This is a genomic window from Streptococcus mitis (genome assembly GCF_019929545.1).
Classification (GTDB): domain Bacteria; phylum Bacillota; class Bacilli; order Lactobacillales; family Streptococcaceae; genus Streptococcus; species Streptococcus mitis_BU.
Genome location: NZ_JAHZPT010000001.1, coordinates 128,687 through 151,970 on the forward strand (window position 1 = coordinate 128,687; position 23,284 = coordinate 151,970).

Sequence of the window (23,284 nt, forward strand, 5' to 3'; positions counted from 1 at the left end):
ATGAAATGGACAGAAAAAATAACCCGATTTGCGATAAAAAATCGTAAATCTCCAGCAAAAAACCGTAGGATAGTTGGCAAGTACCTCAGCTTTGTAGCTGTTGCCCTTTTCGCCCTCTTTTTGGCCAATTTTGCTTATATTATCGCAAAAGGTAATATATTTGGTACTGACTTAGTAAAAGAAGCTAAAAAGGTTCACCAAACAACTCGAACAGTACCTGCCAAACGTGGGACGATCTATGACCGAAATGGAGTGCCTATCGCTGAAGATGCGACCTCTTATAACGTCTATGCTGTTATTGATAAAAAATACAAGTCAGCAACGGGTAAAATTCTTTATGTAGAGAATTCGCAGTTTAATAAGGTAGCTGAAGTCTTCCATAAGTATTTGGATATGGATGAAGCTTATGTGAAAGAGCAATTGGCTCAACCAAATCTGACCCAGGTTTCCTTTGGTGCAAAAGGAAATGGGATTACCTATGCCAATATGATGGCTATTAAAAAAGACTTGAAAGATGCTAGTGTGGAAGGAATAGACTTTACAACTAGCCCTAACAGAAGCTACCCAAATGGACAATTTGCTTCTAGTTTTATTGGGTTAGCCCAACTTCATGAAAATGAGGACGGCAGTAAGAGTTTATTAGGAACTTTTGGTCTGGAGAGTTCGTTAAATACCATTCTTGCTGGGACAGACGGTATTATTACCTATGAAAAAGACCGTGTAGGAAATATCGTACCAGGAACAGAACAGGTGTCGCAACAAACTGTGGATGGCAAGGATGTTTATACAACATTGTCTAGCCCGCTCCAATCTTTCATGGAAACTCAGATGGATGCCTTTCTAGAAAAAGTAAAAGGTAAGTATATGACCGCGACCTTGGTCAGTGCAAAGACCGGTGAAATCCTTGCTACCACCCAACGACCTACCTTTAATGCAGATACTAAGGATGGTATCACCAAAGACTTTGTTTGGCGTGATATTCTTTATCAAAGTAATTACGAACCAGGATCAGCCCTGAAGGTCATGACGCTAGCAGCTGCTATTGATAACAATACCTTCCCAGGTGGAGAATACTTCAATAGTAGTGAATTAAAAATAGCGGATGCGACAATTCGAGATTGGGATGTTAATGATGGTTTGACGACTGGTGGGATGATGACTTTCTTACAAGGTTTCGCTCACTCCAGTAATGTTGGAATGAGTCTACTTGAACAAAAAATGGGAGATGCTACGTGGTTGGATTATCTAAACCGATTTAAATTTGGGGTTCCAACTCGTTTTGGTTTGACAGATGAATATGCAGGCCAACTTCCAGCTGACAATATTGTCAATATTGCCATGAGTGCATTTGGTCAGGGGATTTCTGTAACGCAGACCCAGATGCTACGTGCCTTTACAGCCATTGCCAATGATGGCGTCATGCTAGAGCCTAAATTTATTACGGCCTTGTATGATCCAAATGATCAAACCGTTCGTAAATCTCAAAAAGAAATTGTAGGGAATCCTGTTTCTAAGGATGCGGCAAGTCAAACTCGGACTCATATGGTCTTAGTAGGAACAGACCCTACATATGGAACTATGTATAATCATAGTACAGGCAAGGCAACTGTCAATGTTCCGGGTCAGAATGTGGCCCTTAAATCAGGGACTGCGCAGATTGCGGATGAGAAAAATGGTGGTTACCTTACAGGTTCAACAAACTACATTTTCTCAGTTGTATCTATGCACCCAGCGGAAAATCCTGACTTTATTCTCTATGTGACGGTTCAACAACCTGAGCATTATTCAGGTATTCCGCTTGGGGAGTTTACTAATCCAATTCTTGAGAGAGCCTCAGCGATGAAAGAGTCACTTAATCTTCAATCTCCAGCTAAGAATTTAGATCAAGTGACGACAGAGTCTTCTTATGCAATGCCTAGCATCAAGGACATTTCACCTGGTGATTTGGCGGAAGCCTTACGCCGAAATATTGTGCAACCAATCGTTGTAGGTACTGGAACAAAGATTAAAGAGACTTCTGTAGAAGAAGGGACCAATCTTGCACCAAACCAACAAGTTCTCCTTTTATCGGATAAGGTAGAAGAAATTCCAGACATGTATGGCTGGAAAAAAGAGACTGCCGAGACCTTTGCTAAATGGTTGGATATCGAGCTGGAATTTGAAGGTTCAGGTTCCGTCGTTCAGAAGCAGGATGTTCGGACTAATACAGCTATCAAAAACATTAAAAAAATTAAATTAACTTTAGGAGACTAATATGTTTATTTCTATCAGTGCTGGAATTGTGACATTTTTACTAACTTTAGTAGGAATTCCAGCCTTTATCCAATTTTATAGAAAGGCGCAAATTACAGGTCAGCAGATGCATGAGGATGTCAAACAGCATCAGGCAAAAGCTGGAACTCCTACAATGGGAGGTTTGGTTTTCTTAATTGCTTCTGTTTTAGTTGCTTTCTTTTTTGCCCTATTTAGTAATCAACTCAGCAATAATGTCGGTATGATTTTATTTATCTTGGTTCTTTATGGTTTAATCGGATTTTTAGATGACTTCCTCAAGGTCTTCCGTAAAATCAATGAGGGCCTTAATCCCAAACAGAAATTGGCTCTTCAGCTTCTAGGTGGTGTCATTTTCTACCTTTTCTATGAGCGCGGTGGAGATATGCTTTCTGTCTTTGGTTACCAAGTGCATCTAGGGATTTTCTATATTGTCTTCGCTCTTTTCTGGCTAGTCGGTTTTTCAAACGCAGTAAACTTGACAGACGGTATTGATGGTTTAGCTAGTATTTCTGTTGTGATTAGTTTGTCTGCCTATGGAGTTATTGCCTATGTGCAAGGTCAGATGGATATCCTTCTAGTGATTCTTGCCATGATTGGTGGTTTACTTGGTTTCTTTGTCTTTAACCATAAGCCTGCTAAGGTCTTTATGGGGGATGTGGGAAGTTTGGCTCTCGGTGGAATGCTGGCAGCTATCTCTATGGCCCTCCACCAAGAATGGACTCTCTTGATTATCGGAATTATTTATGTCTTTGAAACAACCTCAGTCATGATGCAAGTCAGCTATTTCAAAATGACTGGTGGTAAACGTATTTTCCGTATGACACCTGTCCATCACCATTTTGAGCTTGGAGGACTGTCTGGTAAAGGAAATCCTTGGAGTGAGTGGAAGGTTGACTTCTTCTTTTGGGGAGTAGGGCTTCTAGCAAGTCTCCTGACCCTAGCAATTTTATATTTGATGTAAGAATGGCACCCTGATGTTCAGTTTCAGGGTGTTTTTGCATTCTAAAAAATATTGGTCAATTAAAGTCAAATCTCTTGACCTTTTCTGACTAATGTAGTATATTATGAACGTAAGGTAAATGAAAGCCTTACTAGAACGCTTATTTAAAGTAAAAAAGAAAGAGGTGGGTCTATGTTTAATCTAGAAATCTTTAGAAGTAAAGATAGTCTACTCCTGCTTGAAAAAGAAAAACCAGAAATAGTACGTAGAGTAGCGATTTAGCTAGTCTAAATTTTTTAAAGAAAAGGTCAAATATAGTCAATATCAGTAATAATAAATAACAAAAAGAGGTAAAGAATATGAATAACAATTTTAATAATTTTAACAACATGGATGATTTGTTTAACCAATTGATGGGTGGTATGCGAGGATATAGTTCTGAAAATCGCCGTTACTTGATTAATGGACGTGAAGTGACACCTGAGGAATTTGCTCACTATCGTGCGACTGGTCAATTACCAGGAAATGCAGAAGCTGATGGACAAATGCAACAACAGGTTTCAGGTATGAAACAAGATGGTGTCCTTGCTAAACTGGGTCGAAACTTAACAGCAGAAGCGCGTGAGGGCAAGCTGGATCCAGTCATCGGACGAAACAAGGAAATTCAAGAGACATCTGAAATCCTCTCACGCCGTACCAAGAACAATCCTGTTTTAGTCGGAGACGCAGGTGTTGGTAAGACAGCAGTTGTCGAAGGTCTAGCACAAGCCATTGTGAATGGTGATGTTCCAGCTGCTATTAAGAATAAGGAAATTATTTCCATTGATATCTCTGGTCTTGAGGCTGGTACTCAATACCGCGGTAGTCTTGAAGAAAACGTTCAAAACTTGGTAAACGAAGTCAAAGAAGCTGGAAATATTATCCTTTTCTTCGACGAAATTCACCAAATTCTTGGTGCTGGTAGCACAGGTGATGGTCAAGGGTCTAAAGGTCTTGCTGATATCTTGAAACCAGCTCTTTCACGTGGAGAATTGACAGTGATTGGCGCAACTACTCAAGATGAATACCGTAATACTATCTTGAAAAATGCAGCCCTTGCTCGTCGTTTCAACGAAGTGAAGGTTAATGCTCCATCTGCTGAAGATACTTTCAAGATTCTTCAAGGTATTCGAGATCTTTATCAACAACACCACAATGTTATTTTGCCAGATGAAGTCTTAAAAGCTGCCGTTGATTACTCTGTTCAATATATTCCACAACGTAGCTTGCCAGATAAGGCTATCGACCTTGTCGATGTTACGGCGGCTCACTTGGCAGCTCAGCATCCAGTAACAGATGTTCATGCTGTTGAACGTGAAATTGAGGCAGAAAAAGACAAGCAAGAAAAAGCAGTTGAGGCAGAAGATTTTGAAGCAGCTCTAAACTATAAAACACGCATTGCAGAATTGGAAAAGAAAATCGAAAACCATACAGAAGATATGAAAGTGACTGCAAGTGTCAACGATGTGGCTGAATCTGTAGAACGTATGACGGGTATTCCAGTATCTCAAATGGGGGCTACGGACATCGAACGTTTGAAAGATATGGGTCATCGTTTGCAGACGAAAGTTATTGGTCAAGATAAGGCCGTTGAAGCAGTAGCAAAAGCTATCCGTCGTAACCGTGCTGGTTTTGATGAAGGTAACCGTCCAATTGGTAGCTTCCTCTTTGTAGGTCCTACTGGTGTTGGTAAGACTGAGTTGGCTAAACAATTGGCTCTTGATATGTTCGGAACGAAAGATGCTATCATCCGTTTGGACATGTCAGAATACAGCGACCGCACATCCGTATCTAAATTGATTGGTACAACTGCAGGTTATGTTGGTTACGATGACAACAACAATACCTTGACAGAACGCGTCCGTCGCAATCCATACTCAATCGTCCTTCTCGACGAAATTGAAAAGGCTGACCCTCAAGTCATCACCCTTCTCCTTCAAGTTTTGGACGATGGTCGTTTGACAGATGGTCAAGGTAACACTGTCAACTTCAAGAATACGGTGATTATCGCAACTTCAAACGCAGGCTTTGGTTACGAAGCTAACTTGACAGAAGATGCTGATAAACCAGAATTGATGGATCGTTTGAAACCTTACTTCCGTCCAGAATTCCTTAACCGTTTCAATGCTGTCATCGAATTCTCACACTTGAGCAAAGAAGATCTTTCTAAGATTGTAGACCTTATGTTGGTTGAAGTTAACAAGACGCTTTCTAAGAAAGACATTGACTTGGCAGTGAGCGAAGCTGCTAAAGAATACATGACTGAGGAAGGCTACGATGAAGTTATGGGTGTTCGTCCACTCCGTCGTGTGGTTGAACAACAAATCCGTGACAAAGTCACAGATTTCCACTTGGATAACCTTGATGCTAAACACCTAGAAGCTGATATGGAAGATGGTGTTTTGGTCATTCGTGAAAAAGCCTAAGACAGAATTTTGAGCATAAAAAAGAAGGAGCCAGCTGAAAAACTGGTTCCTTTTTTGTGTTTAGATGACATGGCGTTCAAAGGCATCATCTGAAATCCCTTGTTCCAAGATGAGTTTTGCCCATTCTTTAGCAGAAAAGAGGCTGTGGTCCTTGTAGTTACCGCAAGATTCGATGGTTGTTCCAGGAACCTCTTCCCAAGTAGTAGTCTCAGCGATTTCCTTGAGCGAATCCTTGATGACGGCCGCGATTTCAGCACTGGTGTGGCGCCCCCACATAATCATATGGAAGCCTGTACGGCAACCAAATGGTGAACAGTCAATCATGCCGTCAATGCGAGTACGGATGAGCTTGGCCAAGAGGTGCTCAATAGTGTGAAGGCCAGCGGTAGGGATAGAGTCTTCGTTTGGTTGCACTAAACGAATATCATAATTGGAGATGATATCTCCCTTTGGTCCTGTTTCTTCCCCAATCAAGCGAACATAGGGTGCTTTAACAATGGTGTGGTCAAGTTCAAAACTTTCAACAATAACTTCTTTTGACATGGTAAATCCTTTCAGTTTTCTTCTTTCATTATAACATAAAGCCGGCTCTTGAGTCAGAGAGAAAACCTCTCCGAGGCTGGAGAGGTTGAAATCTTTATTTACGATACAAGCGGTCGTATTGGTAGTAAGGGTCAAAGGTTACGTTGATACCTAGTTTACGAAGGACATTCTTGTCTTCATCGGTTAAGATGATGGTTGAGTGGGCTTCGCTTCCTTTGAGGTTACCAAGTTCTTCCATAGCACGAGCAGCATCAGGATTTTCTGTAGCTGTGATAGCAAGTGCAATCAGGATTTCATTTGAATGAAGGCGTGGATTGCGGCTACCGAGATGATCGATTTTAAGACCTTGGATTGGCTTAACAACTTCAGGTTCGATTAGTTTTACTTCTTTAGCGATGTCAGCTGATTTCTTGATAGCGTTGATAAGAGCAGCTGCTGTAGGGCCAAAGAGTTCTGAGTTCTTACCAGTGACAATTTCTCCGCTTGGCAATTCAAGGGCTAGGGCTGGTCCGCCAGTTTCTTCTGCTTTTTGACGGGCAACGACAGCAACTTTGCGGTCTGCAGGTGTGATGCCGAGGTCGTTCATAAGCAACTCAATTTTCTTGACAGCAGCTTCGCCAACTTTTTCGGCTTTAAAATCAAGAACAGTCTGATAGTAGCGACGGATGATTTCTTGTTTAGAGGCTTCGATAGCAGCCTCATTATCTGTAATAGCGAAACCAACCATGTTGACACCCATATCTGTCGGAGAAGCGTATGGAGACTCTCCTAGAATGCGTTCCAACATGCGTTTGAGCACTGGGAAAATCTCGATATCACGATTGTAGTTGACAGTGGTTTCTCCGTAGGTTTGGAGATGGAAAGGGTCAATCATGTTGACATCGTCAAGGTCTGCGGTTGCAGCCTCGTAGGCCAAATTAACTGGATGATGAAGTGGGAGGTTCCAAACTGGGAAGGTTTCAAATTTCGCGTAACCAGACTTGATACCATTGATTTGGTCGTGGTACATGTTGGACATACAAGTTGCCAATTTTCCAGAACCAGGTCCAGGAGCGGTTACGACAATCAAGTTGCGACTGGTTTTGATGTAGTCGTTTTTCCCCATACCTTCAGGAGAAATAATGTGGTCCATATCTGTCGGATATCCTTTGATTGGATAATGAAGATAAGAATCAATTCCGTTTTTCTCAAGTTGGTTGCGGAAGGCATCTGCAGCGGGTTGGCCAGCGTACTGTGTAATGACCACTGAGCCGACAAAAATTCCCAGCTCATTGAATTTATCAATCAAACGAAGAACTTCTTGGTCATAAGAAATGCCCAAGTCACCACGTGCTTTGGAATGCTCGATATTGCTAGCATTAATAGCAATCACAACCTCAACCTGCTCTTTCAACTCCTGCAAGAGCTTGATTTTGTTGTCAGGCTCATAACCAGGAAGAACACGAGCAGCGTGGAAATCTTCTAACATTTTGCCACCAAACTCCAAGTAGAGCTTGCCGTCAAATTGGTTAATGCGCTCCAAAATATGGTCGCGCTGTAGATTCAAATATTGTTCAGAACTAAAAGCTTGTTTTTTCATTTTTTTACCTCTGACCTCTATTATAATAAAAAATTGGAAGTTAGGAAACTATGGAGTTAAAAAAGGAATCAAAAAGATTAGGCAAACGCTTGCACAAAATTCTGAAAAGCGCTATCATAGATTGTAGATTATGAAAATAATGAGGTAATAAGATGCAAGAAAAATGGTGGCACAATGCCGTAGTCTATCAAGTCTATCCTAAGAGCTTTATGGATAGCAATGGAGATGGAATTGGCGATTTGCCAGGAATTACTAGTAAGTTAGACTATCTAGCCAAGCTGGGGATTACAGCGATTTGGCTTTCTCCCGTTTATGACAGCCCTATGGATGATAATGGCTACGATATTGCTGATTATCAAGCGATTGCGGCTATTTTTGGGACTATGGAGGATATGGACCAACTGATCGCGGAAGCTAAGAAGCGTGATATCCGAATTATCATGGACTTGGTGGTCAATCATACCTCAGATGAACATGCTTGGTTTGTCGAGGCCTGTGAAAATCCTGATAGCCCTGAGCGAGACTACTATATCTGGCGGGATGAACCAAACGATTTGGAGTCTATCTTTAGTGGGTCTGCTTGGGAGTACGATGAAAAGTCAGATCAGTACTATCTCCACTTTTTCAGCAAGAAGCAACCTGATCTCAACTGGGAAAATGAAAAACTTCGTCAGAAAATTTATGAGATGATGAATTTCTGGATTGATAAAGGCATTGGTGGTTTCCGCATGGATGTCATTGACATGATTGGGAAAATTCCTGACGAGAAAGTAGTCAATAATGGTCCCATGCTCCATCCCTATCTCAAGGAGATGAATCAGGCGACCTTTGGAGATAAGAATCTCTTGACAGTGGGAGAGACCTGGGGAGCAACGCCAGAGATTGCCAAGCTCTACTCGGATCCAAAGGGGCAAGAATTGTCTATGGTCTTCCAGTTTGAACATATCGGTCTTCAGTATCAGGAAGGTCAGCCTAAATGGCACTATCAAAAAGAGCTGAATATCGCTAAGTTAAAAGAGATTTTCAACAAATGGCAGACAGAGTTAGGAGTTGAGGACGGCTGGAATTCCCTCTTCTGGAACAATCATGACCTCCCTCGTATTGTCTCAATCTGGGGAAATGATCAAGAATACCGCGAAAAATCTGCCAAAGCCTTTGTAATATTGCTTCATCTCATGAGAGGGACTCCTTATATCTACCAAGGTGAGGAGATTGGGATGACCAACTATCCGTTTGAAACGCTGGACCAAGTAGAAGATATTGAATCTCTTAACTATGCGCGTGAAGCTCTTGAAAAAGGTGTTCCGATGGAAGAAATCATGGACAGTATCCGTGTCATTGGACGTGACAATGCCCGTACTCCAATGCAATGGGATGAGAGCAAAAACGGTGGTTTCTCGACAGGTCAGCCTTGGTTGGCGGTCAATCCAAACTATGAAGTAATCAACGTTCAGAAAGCGCTGGCAAATCCAGAATCTATTTTCTATACTTATCAGAAACTGGTTCAAATCCGTAAGGAGAATAGCTGGCTGATTCGAGCTGACTTTGAACTATTGGAAACAGCTGACAAGGTCTTTGCCTATATCCGTAAAGATGGCGACCGTCGCTTCCTAGTTGTGGCCAACTTATCCAATGAAGAGCAAGACATGACAGTAGAAGGAAAAGTCAAATCTGTTTTGATTGAAAACACTGTGGCTCAAGAAGCTTTTGAAAAACAAATCTTGGTTCCATGGGACGCTTTCTGTGTGGAATTACTATAAACATTTTTTACAGAAAAATCTAAAAATGAAATCGTATAAAAACAAGGGAGGACTGTATGAAAGGCAGAAATCCTTTGTTTTTTTATGGCTAAGATTTATAAACTTTCATTCTCAAAATTCAATTAACTTTACAAATTTCCACTATTTTGGTAAAATAAATCTATGTTATAAAAACTAACATAAAGGAGAAAGAAGATGAATACAAAAAAGCGTGTCCTTAGTGCAGGCCTGACTTTTGCGGCTGCTTTGCTTTTAGCCGCTTGCGGACAATCAGGTTCAGATACAAAGACTTACTCATCAACCTTTAGTGGAAATCCAACTACATTTAACTATTTGTTAGACTACTACGCTGATAATACAGCTATTATTACTAACCTAGTTGATGGTTTGCTTGAAAATGACAACCACGGAAACCTAGTTCCGTCTTTGGCAGAAGACTGGTCTGTTTCAAGCGACGGTCTGACTTATACCTACAAATTGAGAAAAGATGCCAAATGGTTCACGGCTGACGGTGAAGAGTACGCGCCAGTCAAGGCACAAGATTTTGTGACAGGTATCAAGTACGCAGTGGATAATAAATCCCAGGCTATTGACTTGATTCAAAACTCAATCAAGGGCTTGAATGATTATATTACAGGAGCGGATTCTGACTTTTCTAAGGTTGGAGTGAAAGCCATTGACGACCAGACTGTTGAGTATACTTTGGCACGCCCAGAACCTTACTGGAACTCAAAAACAACCAACAGTATTCTTTTCCCAGTGAATGAAGAGTTTTTAAACTCAAAAGGCAAAGATTTTGGTACCCTATCTCCAGATAGCATTCTCTACAGCGGACCTTATTTGTTAAAAGATTTCACATCAAAATCATCAATCGAGTATGTGAAGAATCCGCATTACTATGATCATGACAAAGTATCGATTGAACACGTAAAATTGGCTTACTTTGACGGCTCAGACCAAGAATTGACCATCCGTAACTTTGAAAGTGGAGCTTATTCTATCGCTGGGGTTTATCCAAATAGTTCTAACTTCGCCAAGACAAAAGAAAAATATAAGGATAATATTGTCTATAGCTTGCAGGACAAGACTTCTTGGTACTTCAATTTCAACGTTAACCGTAAGGCCTACAACCATACGTCTAAAACGACAGATGAGCAGAAGAAGTCAACTGAAACAGCTGTCTTGAACAAAAACTTCCGTCAAGCGGTGAATTTCGCCTTGGACCGCACAGCCTATTCTGCTCAGTCAAATGGAGAAGAAGCGGCTAGCAAGACCCTTCGTAACACCTTAGTGCCTCCTACATTTGTTCAAGTTGGAGACAAGACCTTTGGAGAAGTAGTCGCTTCTAAATTGGTCAACTACGGAACAGAATGGTCAGGTATTAACTTGGCAGATGCTCAGGATGCCTATTTTAACAAAGAAAAAGCCCAAGCAAAATTTGCGGAAGCTAAAAAAGAATTGGCAAGTCAAGGTGCGACTTTCCCTATTCACTTGGATGTAGCTGTTGATCAAACAAGTAAAAATGCTGTGACAGGCATGAACTCAGTTAAGCAGACCCTTGAGTCAGTTTTAGGTGTTGATAACATTGTCATTGATGTTCAGCAACTTTCAACAGATGATTTTAATAACGTAGCCTTCTTAGCACCGACACCAGCTGATCGTGACTATGATTTGAACTTTGATGGTTGGGTAGGTGACTACCAAGATCCATCAACTTATCTCAATCCTTTCAATGCAGAGGATGGATTCTACCTCAAGATTTTTGGTCTAGATGCTCAGGAAGATAAAGCTAAAATTGCTAGTCTGGGTCTTGATACCTACACCAAGATGCTCAAAGATGCGGATAGTGAAAATAAAGATGTAGCCAAACGCTATGAAAAATATGCTGAAGCACAGGCTTGGATGATTGATAATTCTCTGATCATGTCAGCTATGTCAAGTGGTGGAACAGCATCTGTAACCAAAGTGACACCATTTACAAGAGGTTATTCATTGGTCGGTATCAAGGGTGATGGCAATAACTACAAGTACATGAAACTGCAAAAAGATACTGTGACAACCAAACAGTTTGAAGAAGCGAAGACTAAATGGGAGCAAGAAAGCAAAAAAGCAATCGAAAAAGCTCAAAAAGAAGCAGAAAATCATGTAAAATAAAGATGAGCGAGGTTCCGTAAGGGACCTCGTTTTGATATCTATATGGTAAATTTATTGATGTAATTGTTTGCAAGTCAAAAAGAATGTTTCGGAAAGAAGATAAAAACGCCTTATCAAAGCGGATTTACCCCACAAGAATATTTTTATATGATATAATAAAATGAAATAAAAATTGATAATAGAGGTATATTGTGAGTAGGTCTTCGAAGCGAACTCGTCAGGGTAAAACAAAAATATTGATTAGTTGGGGGTTGCTAGCTATCTATACAGTACTAGCGGTCTTTTTATTGTTTTTGATTTTCAAATACAATATGCTTGCCTTCCGATATCTGAACATAGTAGTTACCGTTTTAATTGTGGCCTTAGCTATCTTGTGCTTCTTTTTAATTTGGTCCAAGAAAGCTAAAAATCTAACGCTGATTTTATTACTACTTGGTGTGGTAATCAATGGGACTTCCCTCTTTGCTGTAAGTCAGTTCATTGGCTTTACCAGTCGTTTGAATGCAACATCGAATTACTCAAACTATTCGATGAGTATTGCGGTGTTAGCAGATAGTCCAATTGAGAATATCAGTCAAGTAACCAGTGTAATGGGGCCGACTGGGACAGATAAGGATAATATCCAACAGTTGCTGAATGATCTGAAAGTTAGTCAAAATATGGAATTGACAGTCGAAGAAAGTAGTTCTTATCTTGCGGCCTATAAGAGCTTGTTAGCTGGAGATACAAAGGCAATCCTTCTAAACAGTGTCTTTGAAAATATTATCGAATCAGAATATCCAGACTATGCTTCAAAGATTAAGAAAATCTATACCAAAGAATTGACTAAGAAGGTTGAAACTCCAAAGGATGTCAAAGGTGACAGTTTCAATGTTTATATCAGCGGAATTGATACTTACGGTCCAATTAGTTCAGTTTCTCGTTCGGATGTCAATATCATTATGACAGTGAATCGTGAAACGAAAAAGATTCTCTTGACCACAACACCTCGTGATTCTTACGTTCCAATTGCAGATGGCGGCAACAACCAAAAGGATAAGTTGACCCATGCGGGTATTTATGGTGTAGATGCTTCAATCCATACACTGGAAAATCTCTATGGTATTGACTTGAACTATTATGCTCGTTTGAATTTCACCTCTTTCTTGAAATTGATTGATTTACTCGGTGGAGTTGATGTTTATAATGACCAAGAATTTGATGCATATACAAATAACGGAAAACATTACTCTGCAGGTAAATTACATTTGGATTCGAAAGACGCTCTTGGCTTTGTGCGTGAGCGCTATTCCTTAGCTGATGGAGATCGAGATCGTGGCCGTAACCAGCAAAAGGTCATTGTCGCTATTTTGCAAAAGTTGACCTCGACGGAAGCTTTGAAAAATTATGACAGTATTATAAAAGGGCTGCAAGATTCGATTCAAACCAATATGCCACTTGAAACGATGATGAACCTGGTCAATACCCAACTTGAGAGTGGTGGAACGTATAAGATCAATTCACAAGATCTTAAAGGAACAGGGCGGATGGATTTACCATCCTATGCTATGCCTGAGAGCAACCTCTACATGATGGAAATAAGTGATAGCAGTTTAGAGTCAGTCAAGGCTGCAATTAATGATGTGATGGAAGGAAAATAAAGCAAAATGATTGATATTCATTCGCATATCGTATTTGGTGTGGATGATGGTCCGAAAACTAAGCAAGAAAGCAGGGCTCTTCTGACAGAAGCCTATAGACAAGGTGTAAGGACTATTGTATCGACATCGCATAGGCGAAAAGGGATGTTTGAGACTCCTGAGGAGACGATAGAGACAAACTTCCAAGAAGTTAAGGAGCTAGCTAAGGAAGTGGCTCCAGACTTGACTATTCTCTATGGAGCAGAAATTTATTATACTAGTGATGTACTTGAGAAGCTAGAGAAGCAAGTGATTCCAAGACTCAATGGGACACGCTATGCTCTGATTGAGTTTAGTATGGCTACTCCTTACAGAGAAATCCATACTGCTTTGAGCAATGTTCTTATGCTTGGTATAACCCCTGTAGTTGCTCACATCGAACGCTACCATGAATTAGAAAATAACGAAAAACGGGTAAAAGAGTTGATTGATATGGGTTGCTATACTCAAATCAATAGTTCGAGTATCTTAAAACCAAAGTTATTTGGGGATAAATATAAATTTATGAAGAAACGAGCTCGTTATTTTCTAGAGCGTGATTTGGTACATTTTGTTGCTAGTGATATGCACAATCTAGACCAAAGACCACCTTACATGAAAGAGGCTTATGAGATTATCTCAAAACAATACGGTGAAGGTAAAGCGAAAGAATTATTTATCGAGAATCCTCGCTTCATCTTAGCTGATCAAATTATATAGGAGTTGACATGAAAGAAAATAAAGAAATCGCAATTGATGTTGTTCAATTATTTAAAATCCTTTGGAAGAAGAAAATCGCTATCATCTTGACTGCGATAGTGGCAGCTGTTCTAGCTTTTGGAGTAAGTAGTTTTGTTCTTACGCCTGAGTACTCTAGTACAACACGTATTTATGTGGTCAATCGAAATCAATCAGAAAATGCAGGGTTGACGAACCAAGATTTGCAGGCTGGTAGCTATCTTGTGAAGGACTATAAGGAAATTATCCTTTCTCAAGATGTGCTGGAGAAAGTCATTTCAAATCTTAAATTAGAACAAACAGGCAAAGGATTAAGCAAGAAGATTCAAGTAACAGTGCCTGTAGATACTCGTATTGTATCGATTGCTGTAAAGGATGATCAACCAGAAGAAGCCAGTCGTATCGCCAATGCTCTTCGTGAAGTGGCCGCTGAAAAAATTATTAAGGTAACTCGCGTATCAGATGTGACAACACTAGAGGAGGCAAGACCGGCCTTAACGCCATCCTCACCTAATATTCGCCGCAATACTATGCTTGCTTTCTTAGCAGGTGGTGCAGTGATGGTTATTTTGATTATATTACTTGAATTGTTGGATGATCGTGTAAAACGTCCAGAAGATGTCGAAGAAGTCATGCAGGTTGCACTTTTAGGAATTGTTCCAGATTTGAATAAGTTAAAGTAAGGGAGAAAACATGCCAATATTAGAAATCGGACAAAAGCGTTTAGATTTTGCCAAAAAAGCTGAGGAGCACTATAATGCTTTGCGTACCAATATTCAATTGAGTGGTGATAATTTGAAAGTTCTTGCCATTTCATCTGTCAAACCTGGTGAGGGGAAGTCAACAACTTCAACTAATATCGCCTGGGCTTTCGCGCGTGCAGGATATAAAACACTACTAGTAGATGCGGATATCCGTAATTCAGTTATGTCTGGTGTCTTCAAGTCAAGGGAAAAAATTACTGGATTGACTGACTTTTTGGCAGGAACTACAGACCTTTCTCATGGACTTTGTGATACAAACGTTGAAAATCTGTTTGTTATTCAGGCAGGACCGGTATCACCTAATCCAACAGCCCTCCTTCAAAGTGAAAATTTTCATACCATGATTGATACCCTGCGTAAGTATTTTGATTATGTCATTGTGGATACAGCACCGATTGGGATGGTCATTGATGCTGCCATCATTACACAGAAATGTGATGCTTCAATCTTGGTAACAGCAGCAGGAGAGACAAAACGTCGTGATGTCATAAAAGCCAAAGAGCAATTGGAACAGACAGGGGTACCTTTCTTAGGTGTAGTTCTAAATAAATTTAACACAGAAGTTGAAAAATACGGAGCTTATGGTGGCTATGGAGCCTATGGAGCCTATGGTTCTTATGGAAATTATGGAAAAAAGAAGTAGGTAGAGTTAGCTAGGAGGTAGTTTTGAGAGAAGTATCAAATATTCGAAAATTAGAGATTCTCATAATACAACTGTTTCCAATTTATCTGTTATCGTTTGTATTAGCTAGTCATGAACTTCTGGTATTTCTGATGGTGGTTCACACTATTTCTTACTACATTAGTGCATATAGTAAAAATTTCAAATACCGGACCCTTGCAGAGGAATGTATACAAACATTAAAATATATACTGGTTTATATTTTCTTATCCTGTATAGTTTTTCCTATTTTAGAACCAAATATACCATATTTATCATTAGCTAATCTATTATGCATTGTGACTGTAAATTCAATTATGCTAATGATTGTCAATATTTGGATTCGTAAGATTTGGAAATATCTATCACTTCAAAAAAAATATACTCAGCGTATCTTGCTAGTGACCACACGTGCAAGAGTTGAGAGAGTACTAAAGCAACTTTCTACTTATGAGTATGGCTATGTTTCGGCTATTTGTATTGTAGATGATGAGCAACTTCAATTTTATGATGTAGAAATAGTTAAGCTGGATAATCTGGTAACCTATGCTACGAGATCGGTCGTAGACCAAGTGGTGATTAATCTCCCAAGCGAAAGCTTTTTAATTGCAGACTTTGTTTCTCAATTTGAAACGATGGGTTTACCAGTAGCTGTCAATATAGCAGCCTTAGATTTTGTAACCAATAGTGAAAAAGCGATTCAACGATTTGGGAATTCTAGTGTTGTTAATTTTTCGACAACCTTTTATCGTTCGAGTGATGTTGCTTTAAAACGAATGATGGATATAATCGGATCTTTATTTGATCTAGTGATTTGTGGTATAGCGTCTATTTTTCTTATTCCTCTGATAAAAAGAGATGGAGGTCCTGCTATTTTTGCTCAGGATAGGGTTGGTAGAAATGGACGTATATTTAAATTTTACAAATTCCGTTCTATGAGAGTTGATGCTGAGGAAATTAAGAAGAACTTGATGAGTCAGAATCAGATGCAAGGTGGAATGTTTAAGATTGAAAATGATCCACGCGTGACAAAGATTGGACACTTTATTAGAAAAACTAGTCTAGATGAATTGCCACAATTTTGGAATGTTCTAAAAGGGGATATGAGTTTAGTTGGTACTAGACCCCCAACCTTGGATGAGTATATGAAGTATACACCGGAACAAAAACGTCGTCTAAGTTTTAAACCAGGAATTACAGGACTTTGGCAGATTAGTGGTAGAAGTAATATTAAAAACTTTGATGATGTAGTGAAATTAGATGTTACTTATTTAGATGGCTGGACAATTTGGAAAGATATTGAAATTTTATTGAAAACTATAAAAGTGGTTCTAATGAAAGATGGAGCAAAGTAAAATCATTTAGCCTAATTATTATTTTTGGTGTTCAAATAAAATGATAGGAGAGTTAGGTTACTATGTAGAAAACTTAAACTCTCTTTTATGTATAGAAAAGGATAAAAATAATGAACATTGTTTATGCAACAGATAATAACTTTGTAGATGTATTATATGCTTCTATTAAGTCACTTTATAATGCTAATCATGATTTGAAAATAAATCTTTGGATTATTGCAGATAATGTATCTGATGAAAATAGAAATAAAATTAATAATTTATCACAAGAATATGAACAAAGAAAGATTTGTTGGGTTGATAATGTTGAAATACCATATAAGTTACAATTAGATAGAGGTTCAGCGAGTGCATTTAGTAGATTATTATTAGGGAGTATTCTTCCGAATAATATTTCTAAAGTTTTATATTTAGATAGTGACATTATTGTAATGAATTCTTTAAAAGAATTATTTGATATTGATTTTAAAGGGAATATTGTTTTAGGTGTTGCAGATGTTTTTAACAAAGAATATAAAAAGGTTTTAAAGATTCCAAAAGATAAACCTATATTTAACTCCGGTGTAATGTTCATAGATTTAGAAAGATGGCGTAAGGAACAAGTTGAAAATCAATTATTTAAGGTTATTAAGGACTTTGATGGAAAAATAATTCAAGGTGATCAGGGTGTTTTGAATGCAGTTTTATACAATTCATTTAAACCTATATCTCCGAAATATAATTATATGACTATATTTGAAGATATGAGCTATGAGGAAATGATAACATTTAAAAAACCGATTAAATATTATTCAAAAGAAGAAATTAATCAGGCTAAAAGTCAGATTGTTCTTAGACATTTTACAACGAGTTTCTTATCAAGAAGGCCTTGGCAAGAGGGTAGTGTAGTTGCACATGTTGATGAGTTTAGACATTATTACCAAGGTGAGTACAAGATTGTTAGAGATGATATATTTTTAAAAATTTTTAAGATAATTCCTCGCAAAATTGCAATTCAAGTTGTTGGAATTATACAATCAAAAATCAGACCAAAAATTTATAAAATATTGAGGTAAAAAATTTTTATAATGGAAAAACAAGAAATTTTGAAAAAAATACATGAAGAAGAATTGAAACTTTTAAAAAAATGTATTGATGTGTGTGAAAAAAATAATATTCCATATTTTGCTCTAGGTGGTACTCTTTTAGGAGCGGTTAGACATAAAGGATTTATTCCTTGGGATGATGATATTGATTTAGGTATACCTAGAAGTAGTTACAGACAACTTATAGAGTTGTTGAATGATGATAATGTTGTAATAGAAAAGAATGTTATTAATTTAAATGTATTGCAATATAAGAAAAAGGATAAGGTCATAATTGGGAATAAATCATATGAAATTTACATTGACTTATTTCCATTAGATGGTACTCCAAATAATAAGTTGTTAAGAAATATATTTTTATCAAAATTTGTATTCTATCGAACATTGTATAAATTATCAATTGTTAATCAATTAAATATTGTTGATCGGGGATTTGTAGGTAATTCTATTGTGTGGCTTATGAAAATGATTGGTATCAGTAAGCTTTTGCCAACTGAACAAATAGTTGAGAAAATACATAGTATTGCTGAAACGTATGATTTTGAAAGTAGTACTTACGTAGGAAATATTTTAGGACGTTATCGTAAAAAAGAGATTGTGGATAAAACGATATTTGGTAGCGGAATAAAATTAGATTTTGAAGAACTACAATTGAATTGCCCTGAAGTTTTTGATTCATATCTAAAGCACATTTATGGAGACTATATGAAGCTTCCAAAAGAAGAGGATAGAGTAGCACATTTTGAAGAATTAAATGTACAGGGGTAATTAATGAAGAAAATAGCTTTAGTTAAGTGGATTATAGATGGTACAGATGGTGGCTTGAAAGTTTCCACAGATCTTGCTAATGAATTATCAAAAGTGTACGAAGTACATCTAATTTCGGTTGTAAGTACAGAAGACATATTTTTTCCATTAAGTAATAGAGTTCATTATAAAAATTTATCTTCTAAAAAAATATCAATACGTAAGAATTTTTTTAAAGCAGTGAAGTTATTAAGAAAATATATTAAAGAGAACGATATTAAATTGCTTTTGGGTATCGGAATGGGAATGAATAGTGTGGGTATTGCGAGTACTATTGGATTGGATATTAAATTTATTTCTTGTGATCATACTAATTCTATCGTAGATATAGACACTACTATGAAAAAACTTCAAAGATATGTTGGAGCCAAACTTGCAGATAAGATAATTACACTAACTACTGTTGATAGAAATAATTATATAAAAAAATATAAGATAAACCCCAAAAGAGTTGATTACATTTATAATTGGATAAATTCTATAGATGTAGAAAAAAAATATAATCTTTATTCTAAAAAACTAATTACTGTCGGTAGATTTCACAAGCAAAAAGGTTATGACTATTTATCGAGAGTCGCAATCAAGGTATTATCAAGATATCCGGATTGGCAATGGGATATATATGGCTCGGGCAATGATCAAATTAAACAAGATTTGATAAAGGAATTGGATAAAGGTGGCGTTTTGCCACAAGTTCAGTTTAAGGGGAATGTGAAAGGTACAGATAATATTTATCCAGACCATGCTATTTATGTAATGACTTCCCGTTACGAAGGACTTCCCTTAGTTCTTTTAGAGGCCAAACAGTATGGACTACCTATTGTCAGTTTTAATTGTCCCACTGGGCCAGCAGAAATCGTATTGGATGGAGAAAATGGGTATCTAATTGAGAATTTTGATATAAATCAAATGAGTCAAAAAATAATAGAATTAATTGAAAAAAATGAATTGAGATTAGGCTTTTCGCAAAATGCGATGTTAGATACTGATAAATTCAATAAAAAGAAAATTACTAAACAATGGATTGAATTGATAGAAAAAATGACGGGAGAATGAAATGTACGATAAATTAGTAACAATCATAGTACCAATGTATAATATTGAACAATATATTACTAAGTGCATAGAATCATTTAAACAAGTAGATAAAAAATATTATGCGGATTTTGAAGTGATTGTTGTTAATGACGGTAGTACGGATAACTCACTTCAAGTTGTAGAAGAATTAATTAATAATAGTTGTCTAAATATTAGAGTTGTTAATAAAGAGAATGGTGGACATGGATCAACGATTAATGTTGGTATAAAAGAATCTAAAGGAAAATTTTTTAAAGTTATTGATGGGGATGATTGGGTTGATGTACCAAATTTTGAAAAATTATTAGAAGAACTTAAAGGTATAGATGTCGATATGATTATTACAAATTATACTGAACAACATACCTATAATCAGACTGAAAAAGAGATTAGTTTTTCTGATATTTTAGATTGTAATAAAATATATCAGGGAATACCTTTCAAACGTATTCCCATGCATGCTCTGACTTATAAAACATCGATATTAAAAGAATCTAGAATTAATATAAGTGAAAAAACCTTTTATGTTGATATGGAATATACTTTATTACCTTTGCAATACGTAAAAAGTTATGTTTATCTTGATTTAAATGTTTACCAGTATTTCTTAGGTAGAAAAGATCAGAGTATGAATTTAAATGTGATGAAACAAAAAGCAGATCATCACAATAGAGTAACCAAAAAAATTCTCAATTATTATGAAGTAATTCGATTTGATAAGAACTTAGAGCCAGTAGTCAAAAATGCATTGACATACTTAATCAACAAGCAATGTCAGTTGTTTATAATGAATAAGAATATCGAGGAAGCGAGCCGATTATTTAGTTATGCTCATAAGTGCCATTATAGATGGAAATATGATCATTCGAAAAAAACGGTCTCACTAATTTATATAAATTCTAGATTTAAAAATATATTTAACCCCATCTTAAAACCGTTAATCAAAAAGCAACAAAAAGAATGGAGTGAGATGGATGAATATTAGTGTAGTTATTCCTGTATATAATGTTGAGGATTACCTTCATTACGCTATAGATAGTTTAGTAAATCAAACACATAAAAATTTTGAGGTTTTACTAATCAATGATGGCTCTACTGATAATTCAGGAAAATTATGTGATAAATATGCTCAAGAATATGATTGGATTAGGGTATTTCATAAAGAGAATGGTGGTCTATCAGATGCACGTAATTATGGAGTGTTAAAAGCAACTAATGAGTGGATATTCTTTTTGGATCCGGACGATTATATAGAGCCTTTTACATTTGAATTATTGACTCTTATTCGAGCAAAATATCAAGCTGATTTGATTTCAACAAAAGTTCAAACTACAAATGAATATGAAAAATACTTCGCAGAACAATTTAATTTAGAATCTAGTCAAAGAGTTACGAAAGAAGAAGCACTAGAATTAATGCTGGAAGATAAGGTTGCAACGGTATCTGCATGTGCAAAACTTTATAAAAAACAAATTTTAGAAATGAGACCATTTCCTGTAGGAAAAATTTATGAAGATTTTTTTGTTGTAGCTGAACATTTAAGATTAGCTGAACAAATAGTTATTTCACCTGTTGTTACCTATCATTACTATCGTCGTCCTGGAAGTATCGTACAATCTCAATTTACAGATAAGCGATTTGATTTTTTTGAAGCAGGTGAGTATAACAGGAATCAAATAAAACAATTTTATAGTGGTAATAGTGTAGAAAAGGCGTTAAATTTAAAAATTGTTCAAGGTTCTTTTCATATATCTGAAGCCGCAGCTTCTACGGACACAAAAGCTTTAAGAAATATTGTTAAAAAAGTACGTTCATTTTACTGGAGTATAATCTTTGACTCTAAAGCTTCTGTAAAATTTAAAGTGAAATATAGCTGGTTTTTACTTACTCCCAATTTATACTGTCGTATAAAAAAAATGCTAAAAAGGAGTATATAATGTTTTTAGTTTTTTTAATGTTTTTTGGTGTATTTCTATTATTTCCAATTATAACTACGCCATTCTTATTAATTCCAATAGTTTATAGGTTTAGATATAGTCGATATTATTTAATGTTATTTGTTATAGGTATTTCCTTAATTGCGCTAAGGTATATTCCGTATTTTACTGATGATGGAGCCTATCATTTTAAGGCTGCATATCTGTACCAATTCTATGATAACATTTTTGACTGGTTTAAAAATTTGATGTCAAAAAACATTCCAACTGAATACGGATACTACAATTATCCATTATTTGCGCTATTGTTATATATATTTAGTAAAACTGGGACATATTCATTAATTAGTTTTACAGTCATTATGATTGTTTATTTCTTATATACTAAAATAATATATGATATTTCCCGGAAATATAATATCTCTAAATTTTTATTTTTACTAGCTCTTTTGACAATGATTGCGCTAGTAAATGTACGGTATACAACCAGTGGAATGAGGTATAGTTTAGCGGTTTCTATTTTAGTTTTCTTATTTTATAAAGAGATTAATAATGGATTTAAAGTTAATAAAACAATATATTTTTATCTTGTGCCAGTGCTGATTCATTCTAGTACGGTAATATTTGTTTTAATGAGACTGATGTTTCCTTGGTTAAAAGATATGAAAATATATAAAAAATTAACAGTACTGTTTTCATTACCACTTTTAATTCAATTGTCTCCTGTACTTCAGCGCCTAAATATTAATTACCTATCTTTTTTGTTAGAAAAATTTGATGTGTATCAGAATACTGCGACATTTATTAGTTTATTTCGTACTTCAGATTTATATAATGTATATATAGGGGTATTTATCTGTTTCTTATATATATTTTTCTATCATACAAATTTTCGTTTTCAGACAAATCATAAAGTAGATTTATTTTTCTCTTTTGTACTATACATCTGTTTACTAACTTTATCAGTCTTACCTTTTTTAACGATACTAGATAGGTTTGTTTGGTTTATATATCCTTTAGTAACTATTTCGATGGTTCTTCATCTCGCTAATGATAAAAGCAAAGCCGAAAAAATTAGATTTAAAGGATACAATAATTTACCATTTTATATAGTTTTAAGTTTATGTTTTATTGGTGGTATGATTGGAAATAAGAAATTTTTTGATTTTTTAAGATTTGTAGATTTTAATACATTTGATATCTTAACTAAGAATGTATTTGAGTATTTTTCTGACTTACATCATTTTTCTATAAATGAAGTTAGAAGACGATAGAAATAGGTGTAATTTTATATTCAAATACAATAGGTTTTAATGAAGCTACAATTAAGAAATATATTTAAGATTAAAGAAATTATCCAATGGATGATTTTTTACAAGAATAATAAATTGAGAACGACTAAAGCATGAAATAATACTAAATTAATTGAGTAAAAAATATGAGTAACTCTTAAGAGGCAGTTGTATGTAATAGTAAAGTTTCTTTGA

Annotated in this window: 18 protein-coding genes; 16 read left to right on the top strand and 2 right to left on the bottom strand. The window is 36.3% G+C overall.

The annotated features are described in order from the left end of the window. The 3 genes from pbp2x to K1I71_RS00680 all read left to right on the top strand — a co-directional run bounded on the left by pbp2x (position 1) and on the right by K1I71_RS00680 (position 5,679). The gene (gene pbp2x / locus K1I71_RS00670; RefSeq protein WP_223329909.1) at positions 1-2,253 is read left to right on the top strand and encodes a penicillin-binding protein PBP2X; all 2,253 of its coding nucleotides are present in this window, start codon (positions 1-3) and stop codon (positions 2,251-2,253) included. Position 2,254: 1 nt separating this feature from the next. Further along, positions 2,255-3,235, top strand: coding sequence for a phospho-N-acetylmuramoyl-pentapeptide-transferase (gene mraY / locus K1I71_RS00675; RefSeq protein WP_223329910.1), 981 nt, complete (start codon positions 2,255-2,257; stop codon positions 3,233-3,235). Positions 3,236-3,573: 338 nt separating this feature from the next. Further along, positions 3,574-5,679, top strand: coding sequence for an ATP-dependent Clp protease ATP-binding subunit (locus K1I71_RS00680; RefSeq protein WP_223329911.1), 2,106 nt, complete (start codon positions 3,574-3,576; stop codon positions 5,677-5,679). 60 nt (positions 5,680-5,739) lie between these two features. Here K1I71_RS00680 and K1I71_RS00685 read toward each other — a convergent pair whose 3' ends face one another. Together K1I71_RS00685 and K1I71_RS00690 are read right to left on the bottom strand one after the other, a co-directional pair. Next, entirely contained in the window at positions 5,740-6,222 is a 483-nt protein-coding gene (locus K1I71_RS00685; RefSeq protein WP_000032548.1) for an S-ribosylhomocysteine lyase, read from the bottom strand. A 94-nt stretch (positions 6,223-6,316) separates the two neighbouring features. Continuing rightward, positions 6,317-7,801 (bottom strand): DUF1846 domain-containing protein, encoded by a 1,485-nt coding sequence (locus tag K1I71_RS00690; RefSeq protein ID WP_223329912.1) that lies wholly within the window; start codon positions 7,799-7,801, stop codon positions 6,317-6,319. Positions 7,802-7,953: 152 nt separating this feature from the next. Between K1I71_RS00690 and K1I71_RS00695 the strand changes: the two genes are divergently transcribed. The 13 genes from K1I71_RS00695 to K1I71_RS00755 all read left to right on the top strand — a co-directional run bounded on the left by K1I71_RS00695 (position 7,954) and on the right by K1I71_RS00755 (position 23,071). Beyond that, entirely contained in the window at positions 7,954-9,561 is a 1,608-nt protein-coding gene (locus tag K1I71_RS00695) for a glycoside hydrolase family 13 protein (RefSeq protein WP_223329913.1), read from the top strand. 195 nt (positions 9,562-9,756) lie between these two features. Then, positions 9,757-11,715 (top strand): peptide ABC transporter substrate-binding protein, encoded by a 1,959-nt coding sequence (locus K1I71_RS00700; protein WP_223329914.1) that lies wholly within the window; start codon positions 9,757-9,759, stop codon positions 11,713-11,715. A 191-nt stretch (positions 11,716-11,906) separates the two neighbouring features. Then, positions 11,907-13,355, top strand: a complete 1,449-nt coding sequence (gene cpsA / locus K1I71_RS00705; RefSeq protein WP_223329915.1) for an LCP family glycopolymer transferase CpsA — start codon at positions 11,907-11,909, stop codon at positions 13,353-13,355. A gap of 6 nt (positions 13,356-13,361) precedes the next feature. Beyond that, on the top strand, positions 13,362-14,093 hold the full coding sequence (gene cps4B, locus K1I71_RS00710; protein WP_045604987.1) for a capsular polysaccharide biosynthesis protein Cps4B: 732 nt from the start codon (positions 13,362-13,364) through the stop codon (positions 14,091-14,093). Positions 14,094-14,101: 8 nt separating this feature from the next. Beyond that, complete coding sequence (locus K1I71_RS00715; RefSeq protein ID WP_223329916.1) at positions 14,102-14,794, top strand: CspC family polysaccharide chain length determinant protein; 693 nt, start codon at positions 14,102-14,104, stop codon at positions 14,792-14,794. 10 nt (positions 14,795-14,804) lie between these two features. Next, the gene (locus K1I71_RS00720; RefSeq protein WP_045604983.1) at positions 14,805-15,518 is read left to right on the top strand and encodes a tyrosine-protein kinase; all 714 of its coding nucleotides are present in this window, start codon (positions 14,805-14,807) and stop codon (positions 15,516-15,518) included. A 23-nt stretch (positions 15,519-15,541) separates the two neighbouring features. After that, positions 15,542-16,891, top strand: coding sequence for a sugar transferase (locus K1I71_RS00725; RefSeq protein ID WP_223329917.1), 1,350 nt, complete (start codon positions 15,542-15,544; stop codon positions 16,889-16,891). Positions 16,892-17,001: 110 nt separating this feature from the next. Next, the gene (locus K1I71_RS00730) at positions 17,002-17,946 is read left to right on the top strand and encodes a glycosyltransferase family 8 protein (protein ID WP_045604979.1); all 945 of its coding nucleotides are present in this window, start codon (positions 17,002-17,004) and stop codon (positions 17,944-17,946) included. A 12-nt stretch (positions 17,947-17,958) separates the two neighbouring features. Then, positions 17,959-18,744 (top strand): LicD family protein, encoded by a 786-nt coding sequence (locus K1I71_RS00735; protein ID WP_045604977.1) that lies wholly within the window; start codon positions 17,959-17,961, stop codon positions 18,742-18,744. Between the two features lie 3 nt (positions 18,745-18,747). Beyond that, the gene (locus K1I71_RS00740) at positions 18,748-19,839 is read left to right on the top strand and encodes a glycosyltransferase family 4 protein (protein WP_045604975.1); all 1,092 of its coding nucleotides are present in this window, start codon (positions 18,748-18,750) and stop codon (positions 19,837-19,839) included. A 1-nt stretch (position 19,840) separates the two neighbouring features. After that, positions 19,841-20,845, top strand: coding sequence for a glycosyltransferase family 2 protein (locus K1I71_RS00745; RefSeq protein ID WP_045604973.1), 1,005 nt, complete (start codon positions 19,841-19,843; stop codon positions 20,843-20,845). Then, a complete protein-coding gene (locus K1I71_RS00750) occupies positions 20,835-21,797 on the top strand; it encodes a glycosyltransferase family 2 protein (RefSeq protein ID WP_223329918.1) in 963 nt (320 codons plus the stop codon). The genes K1I71_RS00745 and K1I71_RS00750 overlap by 11 nt, the downstream gene beginning before the upstream one ends. Further along, complete coding sequence (locus K1I71_RS00755) at positions 21,797-23,071, top strand: EpsG family protein (RefSeq protein ID WP_223329919.1); 1,275 nt, start codon at positions 21,797-21,799, stop codon at positions 23,069-23,071. Before K1I71_RS00750 ends, K1I71_RS00755 begins: the two co-directional genes overlap by 1 nt. Positions 23,072-23,284: the final 213 nt, after the last annotated feature.